General features: G+C 66.8%; 3 protein-coding genes. All 3 read left to right on the top strand.

Annotated features, from left to right (window positions below; genetic code table 11):
* The first annotated feature begins 47 nt into the window (after nucleotides 1–47).
* The 3 genes from BLV18_RS13600 (at nucleotide 48) to BLV18_RS13590 (ending at nucleotide 22,816) form a co-directional block, all read left to right on the top strand.
* On the top strand, nucleotides 48–19,049 hold the full coding sequence (locus BLV18_RS13600; RefSeq protein WP_090359243.1) for a BapA/Bap/LapF family large adhesin: 19,002 nt from the start codon (nucleotides 48–50) through the stop codon (nucleotides 19,047–19,049).
* A gap of 135 nt (nucleotides 19,050–19,184) precedes the next feature.
* Nucleotides 19,185–20,642 (top strand): TolC family outer membrane protein, encoded by a 1,458-nt coding sequence (locus BLV18_RS13595; RefSeq protein WP_425272650.1) that lies wholly within the window; start codon nucleotides 19,185–19,187, stop codon nucleotides 20,640–20,642.
* Entirely contained in the window at nucleotides 20,639–22,816 is a 2,178-nt protein-coding gene (locus tag BLV18_RS13590) for a type I secretion system permease/ATPase (protein ID WP_090359239.1), read from the top strand. Before BLV18_RS13595 ends, BLV18_RS13590 begins: the two co-directional genes overlap by 4 nt.
* Nucleotides 22,817–22,825: the final 9 nt, after the last annotated feature.

Here is a 22,825-nt window from a genome sequence, read left to right as displayed (position 1 = left end):
GTGTGCGGTGCCCTCTGGTGCACTGCAAGAATCTGCTAGGAGCAAATATGGACAGTATCGTTGTTGCTGCGAAGTCGGCGCAAAGCACCTCGGAAATGGCGTGGGGCAATATAAAGCTGTTGGATACCAGCCTGGTCAAACTGCCAGTGGACCCCAGCGATGTCGCTTCCACTGCGCGTTCCGGCAACAACCTGATCGTCACCCTCAAATCTGGCGAACAAGTCACCATCGGCGACTTTTTCAAGGTCGATGCGGCGGGTCAGCAGAGCGAGTTGGTGTTCGAAGGCCAGGATGGTTTTCTCTGGCAGGCCAACTACGGCGAGCCCTTCACCGGCTTTACCTTTTCGGAAGCCTCGACCGCCGATGAATTGCTCTTGGCCGGCGCGGCCGCCAGCGGTTCCACGCCTGGCTGGATGCTGGCCGCGTTCGGTCTGGCGGGCGTAGGTGCCGCGGGTGCTGCGGTATCGGGCGGCGGTGGTGGAGGCGGCGGTGGCGGCGCGGCATCACCTGTCACTCCGGTGCCACCGACCGATACCACGGCGCCCGGCGCGCCCACCGGGCTCATTTTCGCGGCCGATGGCAGTGGTGTTTCAGGCCGCGGCGAAAGCAATGCATCCGTAGTCGTTCGCGATGCTCAGGGCAACGTCGTGGGCAGCGGTACGGTGGATGCCGATGGCAACTTCCAGGTGGCATTTCCTGCGCCTCAGACCAATGGCGAGCCGTTGCAAGTCGTCATCACCGACAGTTCAGGCAACAGCTCAGATCCAGTGGTGATCACCGCACCTGATACTACGGCCCCTGCAGCGCCCGCCGGGCTTGCGCTGACCGCGGACGGCTCCACCTTGACCGGTACCGGTGAGCCTGGTGCCACGGTCACCGTGATCAATGCTTCGGGCGTGGTGCTGGGTTCGGCGGTGGTGGCGGCCGATGGGTCGTTCAGCCTGGTCCTGAACCCGCCGCAGGTCAACGGTGAAGCGTTGAGCGCAACACAGACCGATGCAGCGGGCAACCTATCGCCGGCCGCCAGCCTGGTCGCACCCGATCTGACACCTGACACCGCCCCTGATCCGACACCAGACCCTACGCCTGATCCGACACCCGATCCCACGCCTGACCCCACGCCTGAGCCGACCCCCGATCCAACACCCGACACCACCGCTCCGGCGGTGCCGACGGGCCTCGCGGTCAGTGCCAACGGCGGTGTACTGGTGGGCCGTGGTGAAGCGGGCACTGTTGTCAACGTCACCGATGCCACCGGTAACCTCATCGCGACCGGCACCGTGGACGCCAATGGCAACTTCCGCGTGGACCTCAATCCGGCCCAGGCCAATGGTCAGGGGCTGGAGGTGACCCTGACCGACGCTTCGGGCAATGTCTCGGGGCCCGGCAACGTCGTCGCGCCGGACATCGAAGCACCTGCAGCACCTACCGGCCTGAGCATCGATGGTACGGGCCTGGTGTTCAGCGGACGCGCCGAAGCCGGTGCCACGGTGGTGGTGCGCGACGCGGCGGGCACTCTGCTCGGCTCGGGCACGGCCAATGCCAGCGGCAGTTTCCAGATTACCTTGAATACCCCTCAGGTCGACGGCCAAACCCTCAGCGTGGTGGCCACCGATGCGGCGGGCAATGCGTCGCTGCCCGGCCAGTTGCAGGTGCCGGACCTGACGGTTTCCGAACCTATTTCCGAGTTCGTCATCAGCGCCGACGGGTTCTCCTGCGGCGGCCGTGGCCAGGCGGGCGATACCGTAACCATCACCAACGCGGCCGGGGATGTGGTCGGCAGCGCGCAGGTGAACGCTTTCGGTCGGTTCTTCATTCGCTTCGCGCTGCGTCTGGCCCCCAACGAGCCCATTACCGCCACGCAGACCGATGACAACGGCAACGTTACCTCCACGCTCAGCGCGCTGGTGCCCGATGACATCGGCCCTGGCACTCCGGCCAACCTCAGCCTCAGCCAGGACGGCCTGACCCTGACCGGTACTGGCACTGCCGGCGACACCGTACGCGTCTTCACCAGCCAGGGCGTGTTGCTGGGCAGTGCCATCGTCAATGCCGATGGCACGTTCTCGGTCACCCTCGGCCAGGCCCAGACCAATGGCGAGGCCCTGACCCTCATTGCCACCGATTTCGATAACGAAAACTCGGTGCCCGTGCCGTTCGTGGCTGCCGACAGCACGGCTCCGGCCATCGTCGGCAACGTTGGCTTTGGCGCCGACGGGACGACCTTGACCGGCACCGGCGAGCCGGGTGCCACGGTGACCGTGCGCGATGCGCAGGGCAACGTGATCGGCACCGCTACGGTGGACCAGGCCGGTAATTTCGTCGTGGTGCTGGCTCCGCCCCAGGCCGATGGGCAAGTACTGAGCGTTACCCAGACCGACGCGGCGGGTAACGTTTCGGCCGCGGTGCAAACGACGGCGCCCGATATTACCGCTGGCGTGGAGCTGAGCCAGGTGACCATCAGTGCTGACGGCACTCTGGTCAGCGGCCGTGGCCAGCCCGGCGACACCATTACCGTCACCGGCACGGGCGCGGCGGTCCTGGCCAGCGGCCCGGTTGCCGCCGACGGCACCTTCAGCCTCGTCCTCGATCCGGCGCAGACCAACGGCCAGGCGCTGCTGGTCGGTCAACAGGACGCGGCCGGCAATGCGTCGGCCACTGTCGGCCTGACCGCGCCGGACCTGGAAGCGCCCGTGGCGCCTGGCAACCTGGCGCTGGACGCCACCGGTACGCTGCTCTCGGGCCTCGGCGAGGCTGGTACTACGGTAACGGTCAAGAACGCTGCGGGCACGGTGCTGGGTACGGCACTGGTCGCTGCGGACGGTACCTTCCAGGCCACGCTTTCAGGGGCTCAGGCCAATGGCCAGGCACTGACGGTGAGTGCCGTGGATGCCGCTGGCAACAGTTCGGCAGCGGTACCCTTCACGGCGCCGGACACGACCGCGCCGAATGCCGTCACCAACCTCTTGGTCAGCGCCGATGGCCTGACCCTGACCGGTCGCGGTGAGCCCGGCGCCACCGTCACCATCACCAACGCCAGTGGCGCGATCGTCGGCACCGCTACGGTCGGTGCCAACGGTAATTTCAGCACGGGCCTGGCTCCCGCCGTGGTCGAAGGCGATGTACTCACCGCGGTGCAGGCCGACGCGGCCACCAATGTCTCCCTGCCGGCGACCGTCGTTGCGCCCGATGCCATCGGCCCCGGAACGCCTGGCAATCTGGCCCTGAGCGGTGACGGTGTGCAACTGACCGGTACCGGCAGCGTGGGTAACACGGTCAACGTGTTCGGCCCCCAAGGCAACCTGTTGGGCACCGTCACCGTCGGCGCCAATGGCACCTTCGTCATTGCACTCAACCCGGCCCAGACCAATGGCGAAGTGTTGTCGGTGGTCGCCACCGATGCGCGAGGCGAGGACTCGGTACCGGTCGAAATCACTGCATTCGATTCGACCGCGCCCAACCCCGTGGGTGGCGTGACCATCAGCGCCAACGGCACGACTGTGACCGGTACCGGCGAAGTCGGCGCCACCGTTACTGTACGTGGCGCCAACGGTGCCGTGATCGGCACGGCCACGGTGGCCACCGATGGCACCTTCAGCGTCACGTTGAACACGCCGCAACTCAATGCGCAGTTGCTGCAAGTCACGCAGACCGATGCAGCGGGCAACAGTGCTGACGCTGTCGATCTGATCGCGCCCGACCTGACCGCGCCTGCCGCGCTGTCGCAGTTGGCCGTGAGCAATGATGGCCTGACCCTGACCGGACGTGGCGAGGTCGGCGCGACGGTCACGGTGCTGGCACCCAACGGTGTGGCTTTGGGAACCGCGACGGTGGGCGGCGACGGCTTGTTCAGCGTCACCTTGAACACGGCACAGACCAATGGACAGAGCCTGAGCGTGAGTCAGAGCGATGCCGCCGGCAATCGCTCGCCGATCGCCCTCGCGCAGGCACCTGACACCGATGCGCCTGCCGCGCCCAGCGCGCTGCAGCTTAACGTCAGCGGCACCGTGTTGAGCGGTGTGGGCGAGGCGGGCGCTACCGTGCGCGTGGTGGATGCCAATGGCGTTGCGCTCGGCACTGCCGTGGTCGGCGCCAACGGCACCTTCCAGGTCACCCTCGTTCCGGCCCAGGCCAACGGCCAATTGCTCGAAGTCACCCAGACCGATGGCACTGGCCAGACCTCGGTGCCCGTGACGATCATCGCCAGCGACAACACGGCGCCGGTTGCCTTGGCCAATGTGGCGTTGAGTCGGGACGGACTGAACATGACCGGCACCGGTGAAAGCGGTGCCACGGTCACGGTGCGCGCGGCCAATGGCGCCGTGCTCGGCAGCGCTGTAGTAGGCGCCAACGGCACATTCAGCATCGTGCTGGCCAGTGCGCAGGTCAATGGCGAACGGCTGGGCGCCGCCCAGACCGATGCCAGCGGCAACCTATCGCCGACCACCTTCGTCACGGCCGCGGATATCACCCCGCCCGGTGCTCCGGCTGCACTGGCGCTGGACGCCAATGGTCTGGTGCTGACCGGTACCGGCGAGGCCGGTGCCACGGTGCGCATCACCAATGCTCAGGGCACGCTGCTGGGCACAGGCACAGTCTCCGCCAACGGCACCTTCAGCATCACCCTGAGCGCCGCGCAGACCAACGGCCAGAGCCTCAAGGCCGTGGCCACCGACGCGGCCAGCAACAGTTCGGCGGCCAGCACGTTGGTTGCGGCGGACACCACGCCACCCGTCGCGGTCAGCAATCTGGCGATCAGTCCCAACGGCCTGACGCTGTCGGGCACCGGTGAAGCGGGCGCCAGCGTGGCGGTACGTGCGGCTAACGGTGATCTGATCGGCACCGGTACCGTGGGGGCCAACGGCATTTTCCTGATCACCTTGACCCGTGCGGCGGTGCAGGGCGACGTCTTGAACGTCATCGAGACCGATCCGGTAGGCAACGCCTCCACACCTGTCACCGTCAACGGGCCGGACGGCACTGAACCGGTCGCTCCCGGCAACCTGGTGATCAGCCTGGACGGTTTGACCCTGACCGGCACCGCACTGGCTGGCAACACCGTGACCGTGGTCAATGCGCAGGGCGTACTGCTGGGCTCGGCCGTGGCCAATGCCTCCGGCCAGTTCACCATGACCCTGGCCCCGGCCCAGCATAACGGCGAGCTGCTCAGCGTGCAGGCCAGCGATGGTGCACGAGTGTCGGTACCCAGCTTGCTCACGGCGCTGGACGACACACCGCCACAGGCTCTCGACAATGTCCTGCTCAGCGCCAACGGCAGCACCCTGAGCGGTACCGGTGAGGCCGGTGCCACGGTCAACGTGCGCGGAGCCCAGGGGCAGTTGCTCGGGACCGGCACGGTCGGCGCCGACGGCGCCTTCAGCATCACCTTCGTGCCTGCTCTGGTCGACCGCCAAGTGCTGACCGCCACCCAGGTCGACCTGGGGGGCAACGTGTCGCCTGCGGTCAGCGTTACCGCGCCGGACTTCACGGCGCCACCGGCTGCTTCGGGCTTGAGCCTGAACGCTGTGGGCACGTTGCTCAGTGGCCTGGGCGAAGCCGGCACCACGGTCGCCGTGCGCGACGCTGCGGGTACCGTCATCGGCAGCGGCAGCGTGGCCGCCGATGGCACGTTCCAGATCCCCCTGAGCCCGGCGCAATTGACCGGTACGATTCTGCAAGTGACCTTGGCGGACGGCGCCGGCAACGTCTCCCCGGTGGCCGCTCTGCCGGTTGCCGATGTCACCGCGCCTGGTCTGGTGACTGGCCTGCAACTCAACGTGGCGGGCACGGTGCTGACCGGCAAGGGCGAAGTGGGTGCGACCGTCAGCGTGACAGGCGCCGATGGCAGTGTGCTGGGCAGCGCCATCGTCGGCGCGACCGGCAGCTTCGTCGTCAATCTGGTGCCTTCACAAGCCAATGGCGAAGTGCTCGACGTACAACAGGCGGACGCGGCCGGCAACCTGTCGTTGCCGGTGGCAGTGATTGCCGCCGACGTGACCGCGCCCACCGCCTTGAACAATGTGGTCATCAGCGCCAACGGCGCGGTGGTCAGCGGCGTAGGTGAAGCCGGCGCCACGGTGCGGGTCTTGACCCGCGCAGGCGGCGAGCTGGGCTCGGCAACGGTCGGCGTCGATGGGCGCTTCTCGATCACTCTGGCGACGCCGCAGATCAATCTGCAGTCGCTCACCGTGACCCAGGCCGATGGTGCTGGCAACTTCTCGCCCAACGTCAACCTGCTCGCGCCCGACCTGCAGGCGCCGAACGCGCCGACCAATGTCGTGCTCACTGCGCAAGGATCGGCCGTGACCGGCCTGGCCGAGCCTGGCACGGTGGTGTCGGTGGTGGTCAGCGATGCCCAGGGTAATATTCTGGGCAGTGCAACCGTGGCCGCCAACGGCACTTTCCAAGTCAACCTGACCACGCCGCAAACCAACGGCCAGACCCTGCTGGTGACGTCCACCGACGCTGCTGGCAACGTGTCTACATCCATCACGGTCATTGCCGCCGACCTCACGGCGCCCACCCAGGCCACTGACCTGGCGGTCAACCCGGGCGGTACATTGTTGGCCGGTAAAGGTGAAGTCGGTGCCACGGTCACGGTGTTCGATGCCCAGGGCACGCAGATCGGCACCGGTACCGTCGGGCCGAACGGAAGCTTCCTGGTCAACGTGACACCAGTCGCGCAGAACGCCGTGTTGAGCGTGATTCTCACCGATGGTGTTGGCAATGCTTCGCTGCCGGCCACGGTGACCGTGCCCGACGCCAACGGGCCCGATCAACCGACCGCGCTGGTGCTCAGCGCCGATGGCCTGCGCCTGAGCGGTATCGCCGACGCGGGCAACATCATCACCGTGCTCGGCCCCAATGGCGTGCTCGGCACCACCACGGTCAATGCCGATGGCTCCTTCCAACTGACTTTGAGTGCTGCGCAGACCAATGGCGAGTTGCTGGATGTGGTTGCCAGCACCGGTGGCTTCAACTCGCTGCCTGGCCAAGTCACGGCCGTGGACAGCACCGCGCCGGCGTTGACCAACGTGGTCATCAGCAACGACGGCAGCCTGATCACCGGGCGCGGTGAAGCCGGTGCCACGGTGACCGTGCTCAACCCGGTCGGTGTGGCGATTGCCACCGCCACCGTTGGCGTCACTGGCCAGTTCAGCGTGACCTTGACGCCGCCGCAGATCGACGCGCAGCGCTTGCAAGTTAACCAGGTCGATGCGGCCGGCAACAGCTCGACGCCGTCCACCGTGACCGCGCCAGACCTGACGGCGCCTGCTGGGGTGCTGCAGCCACTGGTAAGCGCTGATGGCCTGGTCGTCATCGGGCGCGGTGAAGCCGGTGCGACAGTCACCGTGTTCGCCAGCAATGGCGTGGTACTGGGCAGCGGCGTGGTCGATGGCAATGGCGTGTTCAGCGTCAACCTCGACCAGGCACAGAACAACGGCCAGACCCTGACCCTGTTGCAGCGCGATCTGGCGGGCAATGAATCGCCGGTCGTCAACGTGCAGGCCGGCGACACCTCGATTCCCCTGGCGCCCACTGCGCTGGTACTCGACAGCGGCGGGTTGTTGCTCAGTGGTATTGGTGAGCCCGGCGCGAGCGTGCAGGTCAGGAATGCCAACGGTGCCGTTGTCGGCAGCGGGGTGGTAGGCGCCAATGGTCGCTTCCAGATTGCCCTGGACACGCCACAGGTCGCCGGGCAGTTGTTGGCCGTCACGCAGAGCGATGCGGCCGGTAATACTTCACCTTCCACACCCGTGACCGCAGCGGACACCACGCCACCGACCGTGCTGGTCAACGTTGCGTTGAGCAGCGATGGACGGGTGGTGACCGGTACCGGTGAAGCCGGTGCCAACGTGACGGTACGCAGCGCTGCTGGCGTGCCCCTGGGCAGCGCCTTAGTGGCCGCCGATGGCAGTTTCAACGTCATCCTCAGCAGTCCGCAAATCAATGGCCAGACGTTGTCGCTGGTGCAGGTCGATGCCGCCAGCAATGCTTCCCCCACGTTTACCCTGCAGGCCGCCGACATCACCGCGCCTGCCGCGCCGAGCGAGTTGTCGTTGAGCCGGGCGGGTACGCTGTTTTCCGGTGTCACCGAAGCGGGCGCCACTGTCAGCATTACCGGTGCACAGGGCCAAGTGCTCGGCACAGGTGTGGCCGGCACTGACGGTACCTTCGCCATCACGCTGGCGTCGGCCCAAGCCAACGGCCAGACACTGCGGGTCACAGCCACTGACGGTGCGGGCAATACCTCGCTGCCAGGCACCCTGGCGGCGGCTGACATCACGCCACCGGTCGCGGTCAGCAATCTGGTGGTCAGCGCCGATGGCACCCTGCTCGGCGGTTCGGGCGAGGCCAATGCCACAGTGCGCATCACTGCCGCCAATGGCGATCTACTCGGCACCGGCACGGTGAACGCGGCCGGCACCTTCCTGATCACCCTGAACCGGCCGGCCACCCTCAGCGATGTGCTGACCGTGGTCGAAACCGATGCGGCGGGCAATCCATCGACGCCGGCCCAGGTCAATGGCCCGGACGGCGGCGCCCCGAGCGCGCCGGCCAATCTGCTGCTGACGCTGGAAGGCGCCATTCTCACCGGCACCGGATCGGCCGGTGCGATCATTCGTGTCACCAGCACGACCGGCGTGCTGCTGGGCACTGGCACGGTCGATGGGTCAGGTGCGTTCAGCATTCTGCTCGATACCCCGCAACGCAACGGCGAAGTGCTCAGCGTGCAGGCCAGTGACGCGATCGGCCGCGTGTCGATTGCGGTTCCTTTCGCGGCCGCTGACACGACTGCGCCCGATACCCTGGCCAACGTGCAGATCAGCGCCAATGGTGCCTTGATCACCGGCATGGGCGAGGCGGGTGCGCAAGTGACGGTGCGCGATGCGCTGAACCAGTCGGTGGGCACCGCGACGGTGGCAGCGGACAGCACATTCACGGTCATCCTGGCGCCAGCCCAGACCAACCTGCAGGTGCTCAACGTGACCCAGGCCGATACGGCCGGCAATCTGTCGCCGGGTGTCACCGTGACCGCACCGGACCTTACGGCGCCCGAAGCGCCGGTCGCCCTGGTGCTCAACGATGTCGGCACGGTCTTGACCGGCACCGGCGAGGCAGGCGCCAACATAGTGGTACGCAATGCCGTGGGTGCCCAGGTCGGCGCAGGCATCGTGGGCGCCAACGGCAGCTTCCAGATTACCCTGGACACCCCGCAGATCGACGGCGGTGCGTTGCGGGTCACGCTGAGCGATGCTGCAGGCAACGTGTCCCTGGCGGGCAGCGTGATCGGCCGCGATACCCTGGCGCCGGTGGCCGTGGTCACCCCGGTCATCAACGCCGACGGCACTTTGATCAGCGGGCGTGGCGAGGCGGGTGCGACCGTCACGGTCACCACCGTCACCGGTACCGTGCTCGCCTCGGCCCTGGTTGCCGCCAACGGGACCTTCAGCGTGGCGCTCGACCCGGCGCAGGCCAACGGCCAGCTTCTGGACGTGCTGCAGACCGATGCGGCCGGCAATGCTTCGGTACCCGTGGCGCTCACCGCGCCGGACCTCACACCGCCCACGGCCCTCAGCGCTGTGCTGATCAGCGGCGATGGTGGGGTGGTCACCGGGCGCGGCGAGGCCGGTGCGCTGGTTCGCGTACTGGTCGGGAATACCGAACTGGGCCGCGCCCAGGTCGACGCCAGCGGTCAATTCTCGATCACGTTGAACACCCCGCAGGTGAACCTGCAGCAGCTGACCGTCACTCAGGTCGATGGGGCAGGTAACTTCTCCGCCAACGTCACCCTGAATGCACCGGACCTGCAAGCGCCGCCCGCACCGACCAATGTCGTGCTCAGTCCCCAAGGCGGTGCTGTCATTGGCCAGGCAGAGCCCGGCACCGTGGTATCGGTGGTGGTCAGCGACGCCCAGGGCAATGTGCTGGGCAGCGCCACGGTAGCTGCCAACGGTACCTTCCAGGTCGACCTGGCGTTCCCGCAGAACAATGGCCAGACCTTGCTGGTGACCTCTACCGATGCCGCCGGCAACACCTCGACCAGTGTCACCGTGATCGCCGCCGACCTCACCGCGCCGGATGCACCGACCGCGCTGGTGGTCGGCCTCGATGGCCTGACCGTGGCAGGCCAGGGCGAAATTGGCGCTACCGTCAACGTGCGCGCTGCCAATGGCGATCTGCTCGGCATTGGTCGGGTGGGTGCGAATGGCACCTTCAGTATCACGCTCAATCGCGCTGCCACTGAAAACGAGGTGCTCAACGTCACCTTGATCGATGCGGCCACCAACGTTTCGACGGCGGCCACCGTCGTGGCGCCGGACGTGAACGGTCCTGATCAACCCACTGCACTGCTCCTGAGCGGCAACGGCTTGAGCCTGAGCGGGCAGGGCGATGTGGGCGACACCATCACTGTACGCAGCGTGACCGGCGCAGTCCTGGGCACGGCTGTGGTCGACGCCAACGGCAACTTCCAGGTTGCACTGAACGCGGCGCAAACCAACGGCGAGACACTAGAAGTCGTCGCCACCAGCGGCGCCCTGGTGTCGTTGCCGGCGCTGATCACCGCGGCCGACATCACGCCGCCCGGTCTCATCACCAACCTGCAGGTCAGCCTCGACGGCACCCAGGTCAGCGGGCGCGGCGAAGCAGGAGCCACCGTGACCATTCGCGGCCCTGACAACGTGGTACTGGGCACGACGACGGTCGGTGTCACCGGCGCATTCAGCGTGACGCTCAACGACGCGCAAACCAACGGCGAGGTGCTCACGGCCGTGCAGGTCGACGGTAGCAACAACCCGTCGGCTGCAGCCACCGTCCCTGCTCGCGACAGCACGCTGCCCGATGCTCCGGTAGCGATTCTCAATCCTGGCGGCACGGCGGTCAGCGGCACTGCCGAGGCGGGTACCGTGGTCAGGGTGATCGTCAGCGATGCCCAGGGCAACGTACTCGGCACCACAATCGTGGCGCCCGATGGCAGCTATCGGATCGATCTGCTCGAAGCCCAGGCCAACGGCCAGACCTTGCTGGTGACCTCGACCGATGCGGCAGGCAATGTGTCGGCGACCACCACGCTGTTTGCGCCGGACATCACGCCACCGGCGCAGGTGACCGGTCTGGTCATCAGCCCCGACGGCGACCTGCTGGCCGGGCGCGGCGAGCCAGGTGCTCAAGTGACCGTGCGCGATGCTGGCGGGAACCCCATCGGTACCGGCCTGGTCGGTGCCACCGGCAGCTTCATCGTCACCCTGACGACCCCCGTCGTTCCTGGCGCCGTGCTCTCGGTGGTGCAGCAAGATGCCGCCGGTAATCCGTCCATTGGCCTGAACATCACTGCACCGGACGGTACTGGTCCCGATCAACCGAGCGCCTTGGTGCTCACCACCGACGGCCTGCAACTGAGCGGCCAGGCCGACGCCGGCAACACCGTGACCGTGCGCAGCGCCACTGGTGTGGTGCTGGGCACGGCCGTGGCCGACGCCAACGGTGCGTTCACGATCGTTCTGTCGACCGCGCAACTCAACGGCGAACAGCTTGAAGTGATTGCCAGCCTGGGTGCGCAGGTCTCGGTACCTGCGTCATTCCAGGCGCTCGATGTGACCGCGCCGGGGGCGCTGACCGATCTGGTGGCCAGTGCAGATGGCACCCAATTGACCGGGCGTGGCGAAGTGGGCGCGACGGTCACCGTTCTTGCCCCCGACGGCAATGTTCTGGGCAGCGTGGTCATCGGTGTCACCGGCGCCTTCACCGTGCCGTTCACGGTGCCGCAGCTGGGTGGCGGCAACCTGACGGTGTCGCAGACCGACGTGGCGGGCAACGTTTCGCCAACGGCGCTGGTACCTGCGGTGGACAGCACACCGCCCGTGGCGCCGAGCGCCACCGTCGAGCTCAACGGCAACGCCGTGGTCGGCACGGCCGAACCGGGCAGCGTGGTCACGGTGATCGTCAGCGATGCCCAAAGCAATGTCCTGGGGACCGCCACGGTCGCCTCCGACGGCACCTACCAGGTCGTGCTCGATGCGGCGCAGACCAATGGGCAGACGCTGCTGGTGACCTCCACCGATACAGCCGGCAACGTGTCCTCGACCACGGTCGTGGTCGCGCCCGACACCACTGTGCCCGACGCAGTCACCAATCTGGTGGTCAGCGCCGACGGCGCGCTGTTGACCGGCAAGGGCGAGGTCGGTGCCCGAGTCACGGTGCTGGGAGCGGGCGGTCTGTCCGTAGGCACGGCCACGGTCGATGCCAATGGCAACTTCACGGTCACCCTCGATCCGGTTTCCGCAGACCGCACCCTGCTCAGCGTTACCCAGGCCGATCAGACCGGCAACGTTTCAGCCATCGCCACCGTCACCACCCCCGACATCAATGGCCCTGACGTGCCGACGGCGCTGGTGCTCAGCACCGACGGTCTGCAGGTGGTCGGCCAGGGTGACATCGGCAACCTGATCACCGTGCGCAACCTGCAAGGCACCGTGCTGGGTACGGCGACCGTCGATGGCAACGGGGCCTTCCAGGTCCAGCTTGCCACCGCGCAGCTCAATGGCGAGATCCTTCAGGTCACTGCCGCCGACGGCGCGCTGACCTCGCTGCCTGCGCAATTGGTAGCGCCGGATGTGACGGCGCCGACCAACCTCGCCGAGCTGTCGGTCAGCCTCGACGGCACGCTGTTGACCGGTCGTGGCGAAGCCGGCGCCACCGTAGTCGTCACGGGCCCCGGCAATGTCATTCTGGGCACCGCCATAGTGGCCGTGACCGGAATCTTCACCGTCAACCTGGACACGCCACAACTCAATGGCCAAGCCTTGAGCGTGGTGCAGACCGACACGGCCGGCAACACCTCGGCTGCGCTCGTCACCCTGGCGGGCGACCGCACGCCACCGTTGGCGCCTGTCGATCTGGCCGTGATCAACCAAGGTCTGGTACTCACCGGCAGCGGGGAGCCCGGTGCGCAGGTCACGGTCAGCAACGCTCAGAACATCGTGTTGGGTACGGGTACGGTGCTGCTCGACGGCAGCTTCCAGGTCGTGTTGAGCCAGGCGCAGGTCAATGGCCAGGCGCTGGGCGTGACCCTGACCGATGCTGCGGGCAACGTGTCGGTGCCAGGCGTCGTACTGGCCGGCGACACCACCGCGCCGGTGGCCCTGACCAACATCACCATCAGCAACGATGGCGCTTTGACCAGCGTGCTGAACGGCAAGGGTGAACCGGGGGCTGTCGTCACCGTGATACGCCTGGACGGGACCGAACTGGGCAGTGGCACGGTGTCGGCGGCAGGTAATTTCAACATCATCCTGACGCCGGCCGTCACCACTGGCGAGCCGCTGAACCTAGTGCAGGTCGACGCAGCGGGCAACGTCTCGCCGATCGCGACGATCAACTCGCCAGACACCACTGCACCCGATCCGCTGACCCAGGTGGCGATCAACCTCACCACCGGGGCGACCGTGACCGGGCGTGGCGAGGCTGGGGCGACCGTGACGGTCAAGGATGCCGCGGGCGTGGTACTGGGCACCGCGCAGGTGGCGGGCGACAACAGCTTCGTGGTGACCTTGTCGCCAGCGCAGATCAACAACCAACCGCTGACCGTCGCGCAGACGGACCTGTCCGGCAACGTCGGCGCGAGCACGCCGATCTTCGCGCCCGACCTGACGCCTCCGGCTGCCCCCACGCAACTGACGCTCAATGCCAGTGGCACCGTGCTCAGCGGGCTGGGCGAAGCCAACGCCACTGTCATCGTCAAGAATGCGGCAGGCGCAACGCTGGGCGCGGCGACCACGGTGGGTGCTGATGGCACTTTCCAGGTCACCTTGCCAGCGCAGCAAAACGGTCAATCGCTGGTGGTGACCCTGACCGACGCGGCCGGCAATGTGTCGGGGCCGGGCAGTCTGACCGCCCCTGATGTGACACCACCAGCAGCACCGACCATTCTGGCGCTGAACGCGAATGGCACCTTGCTCACAGGTACAGGGGAGGCCGGCGCGCAGATAGTCGTGCGCAACAACCTCAACGTCTCGGTGGGCACCGGTACGGTCAACGCCGACGGCACCTACAGCGTCACCCTGAGCGTGCCGCAGATCAATGGCGAAGTGCTCAGCGTCCGCCAGGTCGACGCCGCAGGCAATGCCTCGGTGGCCGTCACCGTCACCGCCAGCGACCTCCAGGCCCCGAGCGCCTTGGTCAATCTGACGGTGTCGAGCAACGGTCTGCAACTCACCGGCAGCGGTGAAGCCTTGGCGCGCATCGTGGTCAAGAACGTGCTGGGCGTGCAGATCGGCGGAGCGACGGCCGATGCCGACGGTCTCTTTACGGTCAACCTGGCCACCCCGCAACTCAATGGCCAGTTGCTGGTCGTGACCCAGGCCGACGTGGCCGGCAACGTCTCGTTGCCATTCAACTTCCCGGTACCCGACGTCACCGCGCCTGTGGCCCTGACGCTCGCGGCGGTCAGCGCCGACGGTCGAATCGTCACCGGGCGTGGTGAGGCCGGCGCGACGGTCAGCGTCACCGGCCCGCTCAACGCATCGCTGGGCACGGCTGTCGTGGCCGCCGATGGTACGTTCAGTGTGACCCTGAGCACGCCGCAGACCAACTTCGAGGCCTTGCTGCTGGTTCAGCGCGACGCTGCGGGAAATGTCTCCACAGGCGTCACCGTCAATGCCCCGGACCTCACGCCACCGGCGCTGCCGACCGGCCTGGGCCTGAGCGTCGACGGGCTGGTGTTCAACGGCACGGCTGAAGCCGGTGCGCGGGTGTTCGTGACCAACGCACAGGGTGCGTCGCTGGGCAATGTCCTGGTCGGCGCCAACGGTACCTTCAGCGTGCCGCTGAGCCTGGCCCAACTCAACGGCGGTACCTTGGAGGTGTATGCCCAGGATGCCGCCGGCAACAAATCGGCACTGGCGCGCTTGAGCGTTCCCGATCTCACCCCGCCAAGCCTGGCCACGCAACTGGTGGTGAATGCCGACGGTACCCTGTTGACCGGCAAGGGCGAGGCCGGGGCGACCGTCAGTGTCGGCCTGGTGGTTGGCCAGACGCCTGTCGTGCTGGGCACCGCTGTGGTCGATGCCAACGGCAACTTCCAGGTGCCGCTAGTGCCGGCTGCGCTGGGCGGGCAATTGCTCACGGTCATCCAGACCGATGCGGCAGGCAATCCGTCGGCGGGCGCTGCGTTGAACATTCCACTGGAGCTGCCACCCGCGGCGCCTCTGGCAAGCGCAATCACCAGCAATGGTGTGACCCTGACCGGCACCACCGAGGCCGGCACCACGGTGATCGTGCGCAACGCCGGTGGAACCGTATTGGGCAGCGCGGTCGCCACCGGTACCACTTTCACCGTGACCCTGAACCCGCCGCAAGCCAACGGCCAGGTGCTGGAACTGCACGCGACCAAAGGCGCGCTGACGTCGGTGGCGACCTTCTTCACTGCCGTGGACAGCACCGCGCCGGTCCCGATCACTGAACTGAACGTCAACGGTACCGGCACCGTGGTCACCGGTCGCGGCGAGGTGGGCGCTACCGTGCGGGTCAGCAATGGCGCCGGCGTGGTGGTCGGAACCGGGTTGGTTGGCTCGAACGGCACCTTCGCCGTGCTGCTGCCGGTGGCACAGGCGAACGGTGGCGTACTCACGGCGGTTCAGGTCGATGCGGCGCAAAACGTCTCCACGGCTGTGACGGTCCCCGCACCGGACATCATCGCGCCCGTTGCGCCGGTGGTCACCGGCCTGGGCAATGCCGGGCTGATCCTCAGCGGCACCGGTGAAGTGGGTGCCACTGCTACCGTCTACAACGCAGCAGGCGTGGCCATCGGCACCACCACTGTACTGCCCAATGGCACCTTCGCGGTGACGTTGAGCAGCCCGCAACTCAATGGGCAGTTGCTCAGCGTCAAGCTGACCGACGCGGCGGGCAACGTGTCGGTGGCAACGCCGTTCCTGACGCTCGACACCACGCCTCCTGCTGCCTTGGTCAATGTGGCCCTGGCGACCAGTGGCAGTACCGTGACCGGGCAGGGCGAGGCGGGCGCACGGGTGACCGTCAGCGTCGGTGGCGTGGCTCTGGGCACTGCCGTGGTCGACGCCAGCGGTAACTTCAGCGTCAACCTCAGCGCCGCGCAGCTCAATGGTCAGCAATTGACTGTAGTGCAGACCGACGCCGCCGGGCTGACATCGCCCATCACTGCACTGACGGCGCGCGATGCGACCGCGCCGAATGCACCGACCGCACTGGTGCTGGTCGGTGGCGTCAGCCTTACGGGTGTGGGGGAGGCCAACAGCACCGTGAAAGTCTACGGTGCCAACAATGCCTTGCTGGCCGAAGGGCCGGTGAGTGGCCTGGGCCTGTTCAGCGTGACCCTGGCATCGCCGCAGCTCAACGGCGGTGCGTTGCGGGTGACGCTGACCGACGCGGCTGGCAACGTGTCCGCTGCGGGTCAACTGGGTGTGGCCGATACCACACCACCCACTGCGCCCACCGCGACCATCAGTCCCAGCGGCACCGTGGTTTCGGGCACAGGCGAGGCGGGTGCCACGGTCACCGTGCGCAGCGGCGCGAGCGTCCTGGGTAGCGCCGTGGTCGCGGCCAACGGCACCTACAGCGTTACGCTCAGTGCCGCGCAGATCAACAGCCAGGTCCTGAGCGTCAGTCAGGCCGACGCTGCGGCCAACGTTTCGCCCACGACCACCACCACGGCGCCGGACCTGACCCCGCCGAACGTGGCCACCGGGCTGGCCGTGGCTGGCAATGGCCTGACCTTGAGCGGCACCGGCGAGCCAGGCGCCACCGTCAGCGTCAAAGCCGCCACCGGCGTCGTGCTCAATGTCGCGCCAGTCACCGTCGGCACTGACGGTACGTTCACCGTGGCCTTGAACGCCGCGCAGATCAACGGCGAACGCCTGAGCGTCACCCTGACCGATGCACGCGGCAACGTCAGCGCCGGTGCCGCGGTGGTGGCACCGGACATCGATGTCAACGAACCGGTGATCGCTTCCAGCAACCTGGCGACGGCAACCGTCAACATCACCCCGGTGACGGTGGACAGCACTTACACCAACACCAGCGTCAGCCTGCTGCTGGGCCAAGTCAAAGCCTTCGGCTTCACTGTCGCCTCCGGTACCGTGACCGATCCGTTGATCACAGTGAACAACAATGCGGCGCTCGGTGTGTTGCCTGCTTCGGCCTTCGCCTTGGAGGTGCAGAACGCTGCAGGCAATTGGGTCACCCTGGCCAACAGCGTCACCAATCCGCAGTTGCTCAACCTGATTGGACTGGGCACCAACCAGGTCCAGGCCGACATCAGCCCGCTGCAAGCTGGCAACTACCGGCTGACAGTGGCCAGCAACCTGGTGTCGCTGCTCGACAGTTTGAGCACTCAGATCCAGTTCTCCACCACCAGCCTGACCCAGTTCACCGGCACGCCCACCGCGCTCAACGGTAACGTCGTCACCGATCCTGGCGTGAACGGCCTGGCCGACCGCACCGGGCCGGACAATGGTGCGGTGCTGCAGGTGCTCAAGAACGGTACCTACGTGAGCGCCGGTGCAGGCACCGTGGTGCAGGGGCTGTACGGTCAACTGACCATCGATGCCACCGGCAAGTACACCTACAACCCGAGCGGGGCGGTGGCCAGCGTGGGCAAGGTGGAAGACTTCCAGTACCAGCTGGTGCATCCCAACGGCCTGAGCTCCAGTGCTCATTTGTATGTGCGCATCGACAGCGCCAACGTCACCGAGGTGTGGAACCCCGATAACCTGGCCGCCAACGCCACGCTGGTGGATGCCGTCAACGACACCGCGACAAGCGCCTTGAGTCTGGTTGGCCAGTTCACCGACACCACGGCCACCTTGGGTAGCTACACCAGCGGCACGCTAGGCGGTCGCGGCGAGTTCACCTTCAGCGTGGCACCCAACACCTCCAGCGATCTGACCTTGTCCGTCACCGGCAGCGGCCTGTCGTTGTTGTCGCCGGTCAATTTCGTGTTGTCAAAACTGCAGGCCAACGGCAGCTACGTGCAGGTAGGAGCCTACTCGGGTGCCAATCTGATCGCGGTCGGCAGCGCAGGCCTGGGAGTGCGGGTCGAGGACCAGACGGCGGGCACCTACCGCCTGACCATCACCAACGGCGGCCTGGGTGTGTCGTCGAGTTACACCGCCAGCGTGCGCCAGGAGGCCACCTCGACCAACACCTTCGTCGTCGGCAGCGCAACCACTGCCACGGGCAACCTGCTGACCGGTGCAGGCGCCGATGTGGTGGGCTCTCCCTACACTTCGCTCAGCGTGCTGAGCGCCGGGGCCTTCGTGCTGCCGGGGGTGAACGGGGTGAGCATCGCCGGTGCCCACGGCTCGCTGCTGGTCAACGCCGACGGCAGCTACGCCTACACACCGACCTTGAACCAGAGCGGCACGGCGGTGGGGCAGAGCGACGTGTTCACCTACCAGCTCAACCATCCGACCGGGGCCAGCGATACCGCGACCCTGACCATCAACCTCAGCAACGCGGCTGCGCCGACCAGCTTCGCGCGCCTGGCGTCGTTCGACAGCGACGATGCCAGCGCCGTCCACGTCGCCGCTGCCGGCAGCGACCTGCACGACCAGCAGGGCACTTCGGCCGACGATGTGCTCGATGGAGCCCAGGGCGGTGCGCTGACCCTGCAGGGGCATGAAGGCAATGACACCTTGGTCATCTACGACCAGGCCTTTGCCTCGGTGGATGGGGGTGCCGGGATCGACACCCTGAAGTGGAACGGCGGCGATGCCGACATCGACCTGAGCAATCTGGCCGCGCGCATCAACAACATCGAGGTCATCGACCTGAACCAGTCGAGCAAGGTCAACCTGACCTTGAGCTTGAGCGATCTGCTATCGGTCACCGACGCCAGCACCGACAAGCTGCTGATACTGGGCGACAGCCACGACACCGTGCACATGACCGGCGCGACCTGGGCTCCGGGCGCTATCCAGACCGACAATGGCGTGCAGTACAACGTCTACACTGCGCAGGAGGATCCATCGCACCATCTGTGGGTGCAGAGCGGTATCAGTGTCGTCTGATACTTGCAATCCACGTCAGGCCTTCGGGCCTGACGTTGCGGCAGGAAGTCGCACGTTGCCTGTCTCGGGCGTGTCATGGACAACAGGAAGTGGAGGATTGGCTTGAAGTGGACCTTTTTGGCAGCACAGTTTTCGGTGGCCGTTCTGGCCTTGAGTAGCACAACGCTGTACACCCTGTCGGCACAGGCCGCAGACACCGTCGAACCCGAACTGCGGGTCATCAGCCCCAGCCGTCTGGAAACCCGCCCCGACTCCCGCGTCGGGCTTCATCCACGCCCCACCGCCCGGCCCACAGCCGTGCCTGGCCCTGCTCAGCGGGATGACACCGACCTGGCTGCGCCGATAGCCGGCAGCCAGCTGGGCCTGGTCCAGGCGGTTCGCCTGGCGGTGGAATGGCATCCGAGCATCGCTGAAGCGATCGGCACCCTCTACCAGCAGGGCGAGGGCATCAACGTCGCGCGCGCCGGTTATTACCCGCGCATCACCGGCGGCCTGCGCGGTGGCCTCGACAGCTCCTACGGCGGCAACGGCACCAGTCAGGCGGTGAACATTTCGCTCAAGCAGATGCTGTATGACTTCGGCAAGGTCGACAGCGCTGTGGACGTGGCCAAGGCACGGGTCGCCCGCAGCCAGGCGCAGGTGCTGCTCAGCATCGATCAAGTGGCGCGCGACACCTCCCAGGCCTACATTGAGGTGCAGCGCTACAAGCGCCTGCTCGAGATCGCCCGGGAGCAGATCAAGGGCATCGCCGGCATCGCCGAACTCGCCCGTCAGCGCAGCGACATGGGCGCCGCGACCCGTTCCGACGTGGTCCAGGCCAAGTCACGCGAAGACGGCGCGCGGGCCACGCTGTTGCAGTATCAGGCGCTGTACAACCGCTGGCGAGCCAACCTGATCAACCTGGTCGGGCGCGCCGCACCGTTCGAGGTCAACGACGACTTTCCGTCCTCACTGCTGGCCTCCTGCAACACCGCCGAGCCGGACATGAACGCCTTGCCGGGGATTCTGGTGGCCAACGCGCAACGGGTCGAAGCCCAGGCGGCCATCCGCCAGGCCCGCGCCGACGGGCTGCCGACCCTGTCGGTCGACCCCACGCTCAACCATTACCTGGACAGCAATTACAACAGCAACAATTCCAACATCGACCGGACCCAGGCGGGCATCTTCATCAACCTCGACGTGCCGTTCTACCAGGGCGGCGCCACCACCGCCCGCACCGCAGCGGCCACCTACGCCCTGACCGCCGCCGATTCGGCCGAAGACGCCGCAAGGCTGCAGGCGCGCCAGGGGCTGTTCGAAGCCCAGGCGCAGACCGCCAGCCTGGACCGTCGACTTGGTTCGCTGCAGTACCGCCAGACGAGCATCGTCGAAGCTCGCGAGTTGTATGGCCAGCAGTACCTGGAACTGGGCACGCGGCCGCTGCTGGACCTGCTCAACGCCGAGCAGGAAATCCACCAGTCGCGTTTCGACCTGGCCAATACCGAGGCCGACCTGCGCCGCCTGCAGGTGGACTGCCTGTACAGCACCGGCGCCCTGCGCAGTGCCTACCGGATCGATCGGAGCACCATCCAAGGCGTGGAGATCCTGCCATGAACGATGCCGTGAACCTGCCGCTGGATCCGGAAACGGCGCAACCCCACGAAACCTTTTCGCGCCAGGACTACCAGGTCTGGCTCGACGCGATTCTGGGGGTGGCGCGCCACTACCGCCTGGAATGCTCGGCCGAAAACGTGCGCATCGCGTCGATGCGCGCCGACGATTCGAGCGTCGAGGACGTGCTGCGGCAGATGGCCCGTCAGGCCGGCCTGACCATCAAGTTCGCGCACTACGACCCCACCACCCTGACCCAATGGCGCACGCCATTGGTGGTGCAGCTCAAGGACGGTCAGGTGGGCATCATCCAGGTGCTCGGCGACGACGAGCAGATCGGCATCGCCTACAGCGGCGACCTGGGGCTGCAAAGCAGCATCGACCGCCAGACCCTGCTGGACAACGCGCTGCGCACGGTGATCCTGCGTCCGGCTCGGCCGGTCAGCGACGTGCGCACCAACGACTACATCAAACCCTACGACGAGCACTGGTTCCGCAAGATCGTCCTGCGCGACCTGCGGCCCTACGGCCACGTCATGCTGGCCTCGCTGGTGGCCAACGTGCTCGGGCTGGGCGGGGTGCTGTTCTCCATGCAGGTGTACGACCGGGTCATCCCGGCCGAATCACTGCCCACGCTGTACGTGCTGTTCGGCGGCGTGCTGCTGGCGATCGTCTTCGACTTCATCATGCGCATCATGCGCATGAAGATCACCGACCTGCTGGGCAAGCGTGCCGACCTGCGGGTCAGCGACCTGGTGTTCGGTCACGCCCTGCGCCTGCGCAACTCGGCACGGCCCAAGTCGACCGGCTCGTTCATCTCGCAGTTGCGCGAGCTGGAATCGCTGCGCGACCTGATCACCTCCAGCACCGCCACGGCGCTGGCCGACCTGCCGTTCTTCCTGATCTTCCTGGTGGTGTTCTACCTGATCGGCGGGCCGCTGGTGCTGATTCCCTTGTGCGCGCTCGTTGCCATGGTGGTGCCGGGGCTCTTGGCCCAGCGCAAGTTGGCGCGTCTGGCCAACGAGTCCATGCGCGAGTCGGCGCTGCGCAACGCCATGCTGGTGGAAACCGTGCAGGGCATGGACGACATCAAGAGTCTGCAGGCCGAACAACGCTTCCAGCAGCAGTGGAACCACTACAACGCCGTGGCAGCCGACAGCAGCCTGCGTCTGCGCACTTTGACCAACGGCCTGGTGGCCTGGACGCAGAACGTGCAGAGCGCGGTGTTCGCCATCGTCATCGTGTTCGGTGCGCCCATGGTGATCGCCGGTGACCTCACCACCGGCAGCCTGGTGGCGGCCTCGATCCTGGCTTCGCGGATGATGGCGCCGGTGTCGCAACTGACCCACGTGCTGACGCGCTGGCAACAGGCCAAGGTGGCTTTGGAAGGGCTCAACCGTCTGATGCTGCTGCCTGTCGATCACCCCGAAGGCGCCCAGCGCGTGCACCTGCCGGTGATCGGCGGGCGCTACGCGCTCAAGCGCGCCAGCTTCAAATACAGCGAGGAATCGCGCACCCCGGCGCTGACCGTCAACGACCTGACCATCGCACCGGGCGAACGCATCGCGGTGCTGGGCCGCAACGGGGCAGGCAAGTCGACCCTGCTCCAGGCATTGGCCGGTGGCCTGGACCTGAGCGGCGGCAGTATCACGCTCGACGGTGTGGCCCTGGGACACATAGACCCGGCCGACGTGCGCCGCGACATTGGCCTGCTCACGCAGAATTCGCGGCTGTTCCATGGCAGCCTGCGCGAGAACCTGATCATGGGCGCCGGGCAGGCCTCGGATCAGGAAATCATCGCCGCGCTGGAGATCACTGGCGCGCTGGATTTCGTCCGCCAGTGTCCGACCGGCATGGATCACTTGATCCTGGAAGGCGGTCTCGGCCTGTCGGGCGGCCAGCGCCAGTCGCTGCTGCTGTCGCGCCTGTTGATCCGTCAGCCGCACATCCTGCTGCTCGACGAACCCACCGCGTCCCTGGACGAGACCACCGAGCGCCGGCTGATCCACAACCTGGCCACCTGGGGGCAAGGGCGCACGATCATCGTCGCCACCCACCGCACCAGCGTGCTGGCGCTGGTCGACCGGATCATCGTGGTCGACAACGGCCAGGTGGTCATCGACGACACTAAGGAAAACGCCATCGCCACGCTGTCGCGTCCCAAGGGTGCGGCTTAATCAAGGAGG

This window comes from Pseudomonas coleopterorum (genome assembly GCF_900105555.1).
In the GTDB taxonomy this organism is placed as follows: domain Bacteria; phylum Pseudomonadota; class Gammaproteobacteria; order Pseudomonadales; family Pseudomonadaceae; genus Aquipseudomonas; species Aquipseudomonas coleopterorum.
This window is presented reverse-complemented; position numbering and strand designations above follow the sequence as displayed.